The 11,824-nt window shown below is 44.2% G+C and carries 9 protein-coding genes; 2 read left to right on the top strand and 7 right to left on the bottom strand.

What is annotated here, in order from left to right:
* Window positions 1–62: 62 nt before the first annotated feature.
* The 4 genes from aliA to badH form a co-directional block, all read right to left on the bottom strand.
* Window positions 63–1,730, bottom strand: coding sequence for a cyclohexanecarboxylate-CoA ligase (gene aliA, locus VXQ92_RS02105; protein WP_416680148.1), 1,668 nt, complete (start codon window positions 1,728–1,730; stop codon window positions 63–65).
* A 48-nt stretch (window positions 1,731–1,778) separates the two neighbouring features.
* A complete protein-coding gene (aliB, locus tag VXQ92_RS02110; protein WP_416680150.1) occupies window positions 1,779–2,936 on the bottom strand; it encodes a cyclohexanecarboxyl-CoA dehydrogenase in 1,158 nt (385 codons plus the stop codon).
* Between the two features lie 12 nt (window positions 2,937–2,948).
* On the bottom strand, window positions 2,949–3,731 hold the full coding sequence (gene badI, locus VXQ92_RS02115; protein ID WP_416680152.1) for a 2-ketocyclohexanecarboxyl-CoA hydrolase: 783 nt from the start codon (window positions 3,729–3,731) through the stop codon (window positions 2,949–2,951).
* A gap of 75 nt (window positions 3,732–3,806) precedes the next feature.
* Window positions 3,807–4,571 carry a 2-hydroxycyclohexanecarboxyl-CoA dehydrogenase gene (gene badH, locus VXQ92_RS02120; RefSeq protein WP_064101544.1) on the bottom strand — a complete coding sequence of 255 codons (765 nt, stop codon included), beginning with the start codon at window positions 4,569–4,571 and terminating at the stop codon, window positions 3,807–3,809.
* A gap of 503 nt (window positions 4,572–5,074) precedes the next feature.
* On the opposite strand from badH, the gene VXQ92_RS02125 reads away from it, so the two are divergent.
* On the top strand, window positions 5,075–5,566 hold the full coding sequence (locus VXQ92_RS02125) for a MarR family winged helix-turn-helix transcriptional regulator (RefSeq protein ID WP_064096841.1): 492 nt from the start codon (window positions 5,075–5,077) through the stop codon (window positions 5,564–5,566).
* 75 nt (window positions 5,567–5,641) lie between these two features.
* On the opposite strand, the gene VXQ92_RS02130 is transcribed toward VXQ92_RS02125, so the two are convergent.
* A complete protein-coding gene (locus VXQ92_RS02130) occupies window positions 5,642–6,913 on the bottom strand; it encodes an MFS transporter (RefSeq protein WP_144723717.1) in 1,272 nt (423 codons plus the stop codon).
* Between the two features lie 358 nt (window positions 6,914–7,271).
* On the opposite strand from VXQ92_RS02130, the gene VXQ92_RS02135 reads away from it, so the two are divergent.
* Window positions 7,272–8,495 carry a CaiB/BaiF CoA transferase family protein gene (locus tag VXQ92_RS02135; protein ID WP_416680155.1) on the top strand — a complete coding sequence of 408 codons (1,224 nt, stop codon included), beginning with the start codon at window positions 7,272–7,274 and terminating at the stop codon, window positions 8,493–8,495.
* Between the two features lie 70 nt (window positions 8,496–8,565).
* Here the strand turns inward: VXQ92_RS02135 and VXQ92_RS02140 are convergent, their stop codons facing one another.
* Entirely contained in the window at window positions 8,566–10,248 is a 1,683-nt protein-coding gene (locus VXQ92_RS02140; protein ID WP_416680156.1) for an AMP-binding protein, read from the bottom strand.
* A 76-nt stretch (window positions 10,249–10,324) separates the two neighbouring features.
* On the bottom strand, window positions 10,325–11,821 hold the full coding sequence (locus VXQ92_RS02145; RefSeq protein WP_416680158.1) for a flavin-containing monooxygenase: 1,497 nt from the start codon (window positions 11,819–11,821) through the stop codon (window positions 10,325–10,327).
* Window positions 11,822–11,824: the final 3 nt, after the last annotated feature.

The following is an 11,824-nucleotide window of genomic DNA, read 5'->3' on the forward strand; positions in this document are numbered from 1 at the left end:
TAAGAAAAACCCTGAATAAAGCAATATTATTCAGGGTTTAATTTATCTATTTATTCCCAGATTTAGTTCGCTTCAACTGCCGTTGAGGCAATATGCTGAGCCAGTAATTCTCTGAGTTTAAATTTCTGGATTTTCCCGGATGGCGTCATCGGAATTTCAGCCCAGATCTCCAAACGTTCTGGAAGATATTGCATAGTCAGATTATGGGTTTTCAGGAACTCTACCAGTTCATTGAAGCTCAAAGGTTGAGCCGGATTTTTCAGCTTGATGATTGCACAGGCACGCTCGCCCATTCGCTCATCTGCATAAGCCACTAAAGCCACTGTTGCAATATTCGGATGTTTATACAGCAATGATTCAATTTCTGCGACCGGAATATTTTCCCCGCCCCGAATAATCACATCTTTCTTACGTCCACAAATCCGGATATAGCCCTGCTCGTCCTGATAGGCAATATCGCCAGTATCGAACCAACCTTCGGCATCTGTATCATTTAAATGGGGGCGTTTTAGATATCCGCCAAAATTTGAACAGGTACGGATCATCAAACGACCGGATTCATTCAGGGCTTTGCTCTGACCTTTTTTATCCACGATCTTGATTTCTACACCTGGTAAAGCGATGCCATCAGTATTGAAAGAGCGCTCATCTTCATCTTTAGGTCGGGTTAGCGTCACCGCACCACATTCAGTCATACCCCAGGCTGATATGACTTTAACACCCAGAATTTCCCGGGCTTTTTGCACCAATGGACCTGGAATGGGTGCGCCGGCACACAGGAAAATTTTCAGTGAATCAACCTTGTCATGCTGTTCCGCCACGGTATTGGACAGGTCATTCAAGAATGGGGTCGAGGCCATGGTGAAATTCACCTGATGCTGATGAATCAGATCTACGGCTTTGGCTACGTCCCAGACATCCTGTAACACCACTTTGGTATTCAGCTGAATTGGCATCATCAGGCCATACATAAAACCGGTCTGGTGCGCCATAGGTGACGCCATTAACACCACATCATTTTCAGTTAAATGTAGCCGCTTCGCATAAGGCACAATATTGGAAAATAAAGTATTGGCGGTATGCATCACCCCTTTCGGTTCACCGGTCGTGCCTGAGGTAAAGATCAGTTGGGTAATGTCATCCGGGCCAGATTCCAGTCCATCCATCGCAGCAACTGCTGAAGCATCTTGTTCCAGTCCATGATTGAGCAACAGGCGATCAAAATTATTTTTGCCTTCACCATTGACCACCACTACATGCTTCAAGCTTTCCAGTTTGTTTTGCAGCTGATTGGCCAGCTGTTCATGATTAAAATTGCGGAACATTTTCGGTACAACAAAAACTTTGGATTCACCATGTTTGAGCATGAATTCCAGTTCACGTTCACGGAAGATCGGCATAAGCGGATTGAGCACGGCACCGATATGGCTACACGCCAGGTAAAGCAAGGTAAGTTCCCACCAGTTCGGTAGCTGGCAAGACACCACGTCATTTTTTGCTACACCCAGCTGTTTCAGACCCAGCGCAATGTTATTGGTCATGTCCCAAAGCTGCTGATAGCTGAAAGTCTGTTCAGTTTGATTCTCAACCTTAACGCTTACCAACGCTATTTTGTCCGGATTCTTTTCTACGGCACTGCGTAAAAAATCGAGTATTGTCTGGTTTAACCAGTGTCCCTGTTTAAGCATAGCCTCTTTTCTGGCCGGGATCAGAACCGCATCGAAATCCATTCGCTTACTCCTCATTATAATTTTAGTTCAGGCCTGTGCTTATTTTCCTTAAGCTGGTACAGCCTTACGTCCTGCCTTATGCCGCGCAATAATCGTTTTCATGATTTGTGCTGTTCCATCACCGATCTGGAAACCGAGTACATCCCGCATCCGCTGTTCCATCACACCGCGATCGTAACCGGCATGACCAAAAGTCAACAGACATTGATGAATTACATCATAGGCCAGTTTTGGCCCCCACCATTTACACATGCCTGCTTCAGAGGTATGGGGCAGATGATTGTCTTTCAGCCATAAGGTTTGCAGGCAAAGTAAGCGTGCAGCTTCAACCTGAGTTTCGTATTCAGCGAGTGGATGCGAAACTCCCTGAAAAGCAGTCAATGGCTGACCAAAAGCTTCGCGTTGCGCGGCATATTCCCAGGCTTCATCCAGACTCACCCGGGCAACGGCCAAAACCTGTAAACCGATCAGAGCACGAGAAAAATCAAAGCCCTGCATCACCTGCACAAAACCTTTGTTTTCATCCCCTAGACGGTGATTGACTGGCACACGAACATTGTCAAAAAAGATTGAACCGCGACCGATCGCGCGCTGACCATGACAGTCAAAACGTGTGGTACAGATGCCCGGTAAATTCATCGGAACCAAGAGCGCTGTCACGCCATGTGCACCATCTTCATTGGCGCCAGTGCGACCGAAAACCACCGAAGCATCTGCCTGATCGGCCGCAGAAATTGAAGTTTTTTCGCCATTAATGACATATTCGTCGCCATCACGTTCAATCTTTAAACGTAAATTTGCTGCATCAGAACCGCCTCGCGGCTCGGTCAAGGCAATTGAGAAGATAGCCTCGCCTGCAGTGAGTTTTTTCAGCCAGGGCTCAACCACTTCAGGCTGCCCATGTTCGGCCAGAATTTGGCCATTTAGGGAAGCAAGCAGGTTGATATAGGAGAAACTTAAATCCGCTTTGGCAATGGCTTCATGGATAATTCCAGCCGCCAGTCTGCCCATGCCCTGACCGCCGTACTGTTCCGGAAGTTCAGGTGCAATAAAGCCCATTTCACCCATCTTTTTGACCAGATCACGGTCAAAGACTCGGCTTTGGTCACGTTCCAGAAAACCGGGAGCAATATATTTCTGGGCAAATTTTTCTGCTGTTTCTGCCAAAAACTCGAGTTCTTCAGTGATATAAGAATTCTTTTTCATGGATCAGTCTCCTTATTTGGCATATTTACGGAATTCAGGCTGACGTTTTTCTTTCAGTGCATTGACTCCCTCACGAGACTCTTCAGTATCGTAATAAAGTTTCAACGCATACATCCCCATGCCGGCAATACCTGCCTGATGCGCGGTATCCATATTGAAACTGCGTTTGGCAATTGCTATGGCAGTCGGACTACGCTGACAGATTTCTTCAGCCCAGGCCTTCACTTCGGCATCCAGTTGATCGGCCGGTACGCATTTATTCGCCAGACCCATTTCCACAGCTTCCTGACCAGAATAACGGCGGCACATATACCAGATTTCACGGGCTTTCTTCTCACCTACCACACGCGCTAAAAATGCCGTGCCATAGCCCGGATCAACCGATCCCATTTTCGGACCAACCTGACCAAAAATGGCTTTGTCTGAACAGATGGTCAGGTCACAAATGGTTGCCAGCACATTGCCACCACCAATGGCGTAGCCTTGTACGCGTGCAATTACCGGTTTAGGTACATCACGGATGGCGGTATGTAATTCTTCCATCGGCAAGCCAATCGTTCCACGGCCATCATAATTGCCATCATGCGCGGACTGGTCACCACCGGTACAGAAAGCTTTCTCCCCCGCGCCTGCCAGTACAATTGCACCGACATTGCGATCATAGCCTGCTTTATTCAATGCCTTGATCAGTTCGTCACAGGTGGTACCACGGAAAGCATTCATTTTTTCTGGACGGTTAATCGTGATCCAGGCAACACCGTTTTTAACTTCATATAAGATATCTTCAAAATTCATTTTCTTTACATCCTGTACTGTTTTTATCTATCTGGTTGAACTGTGATTGTTATGAGATTTAATGATGATGTCCGTTTAACCGTTCATGGTTAAACCGCCAGAGACACTGAGTACCTGCCCGGTAATAAAGCTAGCATCATCACTCAAGAAAAAGGCAATGGCAGAAGCCAAATCATCCGGTTGACCCAAGCGACCCAGTGGAATGGCACGAATAAAGGCTTCACGTAATTTTTCCGGATTTGACGCGCCTTCAGTCACGCCTGCAAGCAAAGCCGTATCGGTGGGTCCCGGGCAAATCACATTTATTTTGATGTTATGACGTGAATGTTCACGTGCCAGCGTTTTAGAGAAAGACAACAAGCCGCCTTTACAGGCCGCATAGACTGCTTCACCTGAAGAACCGACCCGGGCTGCGTCAGAAGCAATATTGACAATACTGCCGGAATTGCGTTCAACCATGCCTTTCAGCACTGCAAAATGCATATTCAACATACCGACCAGATTAATCTGGATCAGTTTTTCCCATTCCTGCGGATTGGTTTTAACAAAAGGTTTAAAAATATCCCAGCCGGCATTGTTGACCAGTCCATCAATTGGACCGAGTTCAGTTTCAGTTTTTTGAACCGCCTGCTCAACCACATCACTTTGGGTAATATCACACTGAATTGCCAGTGCCTGACCGTATTGATTGATTTTATTCGCCAGCTTTTCAGCCGCTTCCAGATTCATATCAAAAATGGCAACTTTGGCGCCTTCCTCTGCCAGACGTCGGCAGGTGGCTGAACCAATTCCGCCTGCTCCGCCTGTCACAATCACAACCTTGTCTTTTAATCCTTTCATTGCTCATCCCTACGCTATTTTGTTGTCGAATTTAATCGGCTGTTGTTTTAATTCAGTGTGTTTTATCTAAAATAGAAAGAGATTGAATTTATGTCAACATATTTACATAAAATAATATTTATAAATTATTATTTATATATTTATCATTAACTTAATATTTTTATTTATTCAATGTATTGACCTATATTGGTTTTTGGCTTTAGATTAATTTGAATCCGACTTCACTCTAGGGCCAAATTATGTCTTTTGCATGACAGATAATTTATTCCTTTAAAATTGAGAAGAAAACCTTAGAGATTTGACGAGTGAGCGCAATGGAAGTGAGGAGAAAAAGAGAGATTTCCAAACCATAAAACTGATTGACTAAGAATTTAAATAGGAAAATTTCTGCAAAAACACTATGATTTTTAAAACAAATTATAATAGAAACTGATTTGTGCGAAAAAGCGATAGGCTATACTCTGCGCGGCTCGGCTATTTCAGTTTTGAGGATGTCCAATATTGTGAGTGATACTTTGTCAAAAAAATATGATCAATCCTTATACTCTGCTCATAACCGGCTTTTTTTCCGGCTGTTTCAGGTGGGCAATAGCCTGGACCGAAAATGCCTCAATGAGCTGAAAATATCCCCAGTGCATTGGGCAGTACTGGGTGCTTTGTCCCGTCCAAAAGTTAAATCAGGAATGTCTTTTTCTGATCTGACTGAATATCTCGGGGTGAGCCGGCAAAACCTGGACGCAGTGTTAAAACGGCTGGAACGTGACGGTCTGGTGGAACGGGTCATTAGTGAACAGGACCGCCGCGCTAAAATTGTTGCACTGACGGCTGAAGGCTTGGAAACATGGGACAACTTGCAAGCTGATTTCTTTGATTTTTATGGTCAGGCCTTAAATAAGCTGGCCTTTGACGATGTGATTACCCTGATTCATCTGCTCAATAAAGTAAATGATGGTTTAAAAAGTATTCATCTGCATAAAGAAACAGATCAAGAATAAACAAATAGAAATACAGCTTTAATTGATGAATATAAAAAAAGAGCCTGTATTCAGGCTCTTTTTTTGAAGTTGAAATTATGCTTTTTGTGGATCGTATTGACGGTCTTTGATGAAAATCCCGGACACTGCCCCACACAAGAAATAAGCACCGCCCATAATCAGGAAGCCTAGGCCAATTGAACCACCGCTGGCTGCCGCGCCAATAATCGCAGGTGCAAACATGGCGCCAATACGGCCTGCATTATAAGCACCGCCTACCGCAGTACCACGAATCGAGGTGGCGAAGCTTTCTGTCATATAAGTGGCATTAATCGCATATGGAATGCCATACAGGAAGCCAAAGAAAATTAGCAGATAGGCAATGTTATCTGGGGTATTGAATAGCACAATCACGGGCAGGAAAATCGCCGTTCCGATGGCACCAAAAGAAAAGACAGCGCGTCTACCCAGACGGTCTGCGGCAAAGCCCGCCAAAATTTTGCCGAAAATCATCGCCACATAAGTACCAATCATATAGCCGGCCATGGATTTAAAATTCATGTGCAATTCAGATTCCAGATATGCCGGCATCCAGTTGTTTACCCCATAATAGCCAAATTGCAGAAAACCGGCCGTAAAGATCCACAAAATAAACATTCTGCGATTCGCATGATCCGCGAAAATCTCTTTAACTGTGCTTTTTTTGGCGGGTTGCTGTGCTGTGATTTCAGCTGGGGCATATAGACGCTGCAAACGTGCACGCTGCCAAGATTCTGGCTCAGGAACCAGTTTCTGGATAAAAATCGCCATAACCGAGGGAATAATGGCAATAAAAAACAGGGTTCGCCAGCCATATTCCGGAATGATCCAGCCTGCCAGTACAGTGGCCACAATATAACCGACGGTCCATCCTGCCTGTAAGGTACCTAAAACCGTGGTGCGATATGCAGTTGGAACATATTCAGCCATGAGCGTATTGGCTGCAATATATAAAGAGCCAATACCGAAAGCAGACAGAAAGCGTAAAACAGCAAATTGTTCAAAGTTTTGTGCAAAGCCTAAGGCTGCGGTCAATATAGAAAATACCAGAATCGAAATGACTACGGTACGTACACGGCCCAGATGGTCACAGGCCCAGCCACCTATAAAGCCACCAATCGCCATACCTGCTAAGGTAAAACTGCCTAGTGTACCCGCCTGCAGATTACTGAGACCAAACTCTGCTTTCAGGCTATTTAAACTGAAAGACAACAGCAACATGTCAGCGCCATCTACCAGTAAAGCCAGAAAAGCGAAAATAAAAGCAATTTGCTGGGTTCGTTTGGTCGTCGGTTTAATCTTTTCTAATTCTCTAGCTAAATCCGTCATATTTAAATCTCTGTTTTCCTATCCTTAGGTTTTCATGATCTTTTTATATTTAAAGCTATTCCGCTAATGAATATGCTTTAAGGCTAATCCGTTTTTTATTCACTTGATTGACTCCTTTTTTAATCCTGTCTGGGAGATCCCTTTTTCCTTTTTATCAGTTAGCTCTTATTCCTCGTTCATGCTTATATTTGCATCAGGCTAAAGAAAATAAGATGAATATTCAATCATTTTAGATGTTTTATTTTGTTATACGAAATTTATTATCATAAAGTTGATTGTTCTTTCATTTTCATATAGCTTTAAAAAGAGGGATAAGAACGATATGTCATTTGAATAGGATCGAACAGGGAGCGTAATAATGGGTGCCTTAACAGGATTTCGTGTACTGGATTTAAGCCGGATTTTGGCTGGGCCCTGGTGTAGCCAGATTCTGGCTGATCTGGGTGCAGAAGTGATCAAGATTGAAAAACCGGATCATGGGGATGATACCCGTATCTGGGGACCACCCTGGCTTAAAAACAATCAGCAACAAGATACCCAGGAATCGGCTTATTACCTGTCAGCCAACCGTGGCAAGTACTCGGTTGCAATCGATTTATCTACACCTGAAGGTCAACGTATTATCAAAAAACTTGCTGAACAGAGTGATGTAGTCATTGAAAACTATAAAGCCGGTTCTTTGAAACGATATGGGCTGGATTATGAAAGTCTGAGTGAGCTAAATCCGCGACTGGTATATTGTTCTATTACTGGTTTTGGCCAAAACGGTCCGCGTGCGCAAGAGCCGGGCTATGATTTTATCGTTCAGGGAATGGGCGGCATGATGAGTGTCACTGGCGAACGTGATGACCTGCCCGGTGGTGGCCCGCAAAAAGCAGGTCTGGCCTTTGCCGATTTGACCACCGGCTTATATGCCGCAATTGCCATTCAGGCGGCTTTGTTGTCCCGTGAGAAAACCGGTGAAGGTCAGTATATTGATATGGCGCTGTTAGATACTCAGGTTGCGTCCCTCTCTGTTCTGGCCATGAATTATCTCACCTCAGGCAAAGTTCCCGGTCGCTTCGGAAATGCACATGCCAATATTGTGCCCTATCAGGTGTTTAAAGCCCAGGAAGGTGAATTTATTATTGCCTGTGGTAACGATCTGCAATTCCAAGCTTTGTGTCAGGCCGTTGGTTTGGCTAAGGTGGCAGAAGATCCTCGCTTCTTGAAAAATTCAGGACGTGTTACACATCGTGAAGAACTGACCACAGTTCTACAGGCTCATTTCTATACTCGACCTGCAAAAACCTGGGTGGATTTAATCCATGCGGTTAAAGTACCGGTAGGAATGATCAATGACCTGAAACAGACTTTGCAAGAAGAACAGGTATTGGCACGCGATATGGTGATTCAGATGCCGCATACCTTACGTGAAGATTACACCTCAATCGGTTCACCAATTAAACTCTCCAAGACACCGGTAGAATATAAAAAGGCCCCACCTTGTCTGGGTGAAGATACCGATGCCATTTTGAGTCAATATTTAAGTTCTGCTGAAATAGAAGAACTGAAAATCAAAAAAGTCATCCAGCAGCGATAAGCCTGCAAGCAGTAAAAAAGGAATCTTTCGATTCCTTTTTTATTTTAAATCTAATGGACTAGATCATTCCTTAACAGGCTTTGGCACTCGACTGAACAGTACGAGGCAGCTCGCGACGCAGAATTTTTCCTACTGCAGACTTTGGTAATCCAGCCACAAACTCAATGTATTTCGGCAATTTATAACTGGTCAGTTGCTGCTTCAGATAAGTCATGACTTCATCCTGGGTCAGAGTTTCATCCTGTTTCACAATAAATGCCTTGGGTACCTGTCCAGATTTTTCATCATCAATACCAATCACTGCACATTCCAGTATTTTAGGATGTTTGGACAGCACGCCTTCCAGCTCATTGGGATAAACATTAAATCCGGACACCAGAATCATGTCTTTTTTGCGGTCCAGAATGGTGATATAGCCTTGTTCATCCATACAACCGATATCACCTGTCAGAAAAAATCCATCTTTGGTAAATACCTGTGCTGTTGCTTCGGGTTGCTGCCAGTATCCTTTCATCACCTGTGGACCACGTATGGCGATTTCTCCAGCCTGATTAAGCTCTACAGGTTTCCCTTCATCATTCAGAATTAGAATTTCAGTTCCTGCCAATGGCAAGCCAATCGTGCCACTAAATCGCCGGCTTAAAGGCGGGTTAAAAGTTGCAGTCGGTGAGGTTTCAGAAAGTCCATAGCCTTCATAAATCTGGCAGCCTGTGACCTCATGCCATAACTCTGCCGTATTTTTTAAAATCGATGCTCCCCCGCCGGTTGTGGTTTTCAGGCTTGAATGATCCAGTTCACGAAAACGTGAATGATGCGCCAAGGCATTAAACATGGTATTCACCCCGGGGAAAACAGTGGGTGGATGTTTCTGGTATTGATCCGCCAAAGCATCCAGATCTCTCGGATTTGGAATCAGCACATTAGCGAAACCACGGCTTAAACCATAACTGAACAGGCAGATGGTAAATCCATAAATATGATACAGCGGCAAGGCACAGAATACATATTCATTTTCAGTGGCATAGCGGTCACCAAAATGGCTGATAAATACGGTACTGTTCTGGGCAATATTAAATAGAATATTACGGTGACTCAGTTCAGCACCTTTAGAAACACCTGTGGTACCTCCCGTGTATTGCAGAATGACCGTATCTTCCTGATGCTGTACAGGTGTTTTGAAATCAATAATTTCTACCTGATTTATTGCCTGCCTAAAGTCAGAAAACTGTTGATCCGGATATTGTACTGCCTGACTATAAATAGCACTTGGCTGCTGTTGAATAAAATCCAGCGGATGCGTCGAAATGACATATTTGAGTTCAGGACATTCATCTAGTGCTGTTAATTGCTCCAAAGTCTGTCTCAGGATAATCAACGCTTCTGCACCTGAATCCTGTAGCTGATGATAGAGCTCGCGCTGGGTGTACATGGGATTGACATTGACCAGCACATAACCGGCACGAATAATGGCAAAGGTCGCAATTGGATACTGAATAATATTGGGTAACATCACGGCAATACGGCTGCCAGCAGTCAATCCAAGACTCTGTAAATAGCTTGCCAGTTTCTGGCTATACACATCGATATCGTGATAGCTGAATTTGCGATCCAGATAGATAAATGCGGTTTTATCCTGAAATTTCACCAAATTCTCAGCAATTGTCGTGCTCAGCGTTTTCTCAGGATCTGGCCGGGTAAACTCCGGATTGATATTCCACTTTTTATATTCTTCCATCCATGGCTGACTGCTCATGACTATACTCCTGTCCTGGATTTACATTTATTTTGTATTGTTGAAACTATAAAATTTTGATTTTAATTAAATGTTTTTAAACCACTTTCTGCTGTCTCGATTCAACATACTTGTAGTGATAACCGCTACGAATAAAATGCTGATTTTTATCCCTAAATGAATGAGCATAATCAGGCCAGACCAAAGTCAGCTGGCGACTGACCGGGTCCAGATACCAGCTTTTACAGCTTTCCGATAACCAGACACTACCTTGGGAAAGCTGCTGTAGCTCCTGCATATAGCTATTTTCAGCTTCTTGATCTGCTTCAAAGACCTGAATCTGTTGCTGCTCAAAAAACTGCAAGGCATCCAGCACCAGATCAAACTGGGTTTCCAGAAAATAAAGTGCTGAATTATGTCCACTGCCTGTATTTGGCCCATTCAGGATGAACAGGTTTGGAAAGTTGTGTACGGTCGTTGACTGATAACCCTGCATACCACTGGACCATTGCTGCTCCAGGCTTAAACCCTGTTTACCTACCACCTTCGCGGCATAAGGTGGACGTGCCGCTTCAAATCCGGTGGCAAATACGATGATATCTGCAAAAAATTTATTTCCAGCCTGGCTTAATACACCGTCTTTCGTAACTTCTGCCAATGCTGAATCTTCAAGTGTGACATGCGGTTTTAAAAAGGTTGGATAATAATCATTAGAAAGCAATAAGCGCTTACAACCAGGTTCATAATTCGGCGTGAGTTTGTGCTGTAATTCAGGATCTGAAATCTGATGTTTTAAGAATTGCAGGCAGTTTTTCTTGACCCGCTCAAACTGGCTTTTCAGATTACGGCGCTGGGCAAAATTGTATTCATTGCCCCAAAACAAGGAATGTCTTAAGGCTGACATACTGTCCGGATCTTTGCGGAAAAGCTGTTTTTCTGACTCAGAATAAGGTCGGTCTGGTCGGGGCAAAATATATGGTGCACTACGTTGCAAGACGGTCAGGTTTTTTGCTGTTTTGGCAATTTCCGGCACAAGCTGAACGGCTGAAGCCCCTGAACCCACCACAACGACATGCTGGTTCTCCAAACTTATCTGATGATTCCAGCGTGCTGAATGCATGACCTGGCCTTCAAATTCTTCCAGCCCCGGAATTTGCGGGAGATGCTCATCTGCCAGATGTCCGGTTGCGGTAATTAAGATCTCAGCCTGATACAAACCTTTAGAGGTGTGAATTTCCCAGATACGTTCTTTAGCATTCCAACTGGCTCTTTCCAATTGGGTGTGAAAATCAATATGGGGCCGGATTTTTTCCTGATCACAGCATTGAATTAAATATCGCTGAATTTCTGCCCCTTGCGGAAACACACGTGACCAGTCCGGATTTTTAATAAAAGAGAAAGAATATAAGTGGGAAGGTACATCACAGGCGACCCCGGGATAGGTATTGTCACGCCAGGTGCCGCCCACTTCTGCTGCACGTTCAATGATTTTAAAATCGTGGATGCCCTGCTGTTTAAGGCGGATTGCCATTCCCAAACCACCAAAACCACTGCCTACAATTAGAATCTTGCTGCGCTGTCCTTGAGCTTGCATTAT

This window comes from Acinetobacter sp. 228 (genome assembly GCF_048147885.1).

Excerpts from the sequence above, each read along its gene's own strand:
- aliA (WP_416680148.1), bottom strand. The coding sequence starts at position 1,730 with ATGGATTTCGATGCGGTTCTGATCCCGGCCAGAAAAGAGGCTATGCTT.
- aliB (WP_416680150.1), bottom strand. The coding sequence starts at position 2,936 with ATGAAAAAGAATTCTTATATCACTGAAGAACTCGAGTTTTTGGCAGAA.
- badI (WP_416680152.1), bottom strand. The coding sequence starts at position 3,731 with ATGAATTTTGAAGATATCTTATATGAAGTTAAAAACGGTGTTGCCTGG.
- badH (WP_064101544.1), bottom strand. The coding sequence starts at position 4,571 with ATGAAAGGATTAAAAGACAAGGTTGTGATTGTGACAGGCGGAGCAGGC.
- VXQ92_RS02130 (WP_144723717.1), bottom strand. The coding sequence starts at position 6,913 with ATGACGGATTTAGCTAGAGAATTAGAAAAGATTAAACCGACGACCAAA.
- VXQ92_RS02135 (WP_416680155.1), top strand. The coding sequence starts at position 7,272 with ATGGGTGCCTTAACAGGATTTCGTGTACTGGATTTAAGCCGGATTTTG.
- VXQ92_RS02140 (WP_416680156.1), bottom strand. The coding sequence starts at position 10,248 with ATGAGCAGTCAGCCATGGATGGAAGAATATAAAAAGTGGAATATCAAT.
- VXQ92_RS02145 (WP_416680158.1), bottom strand. The coding sequence starts at position 11,821 with ATGCAAGCTCAAGGACAGCGCAGCAAGATTCTAATTGTAGGCAGTGGT.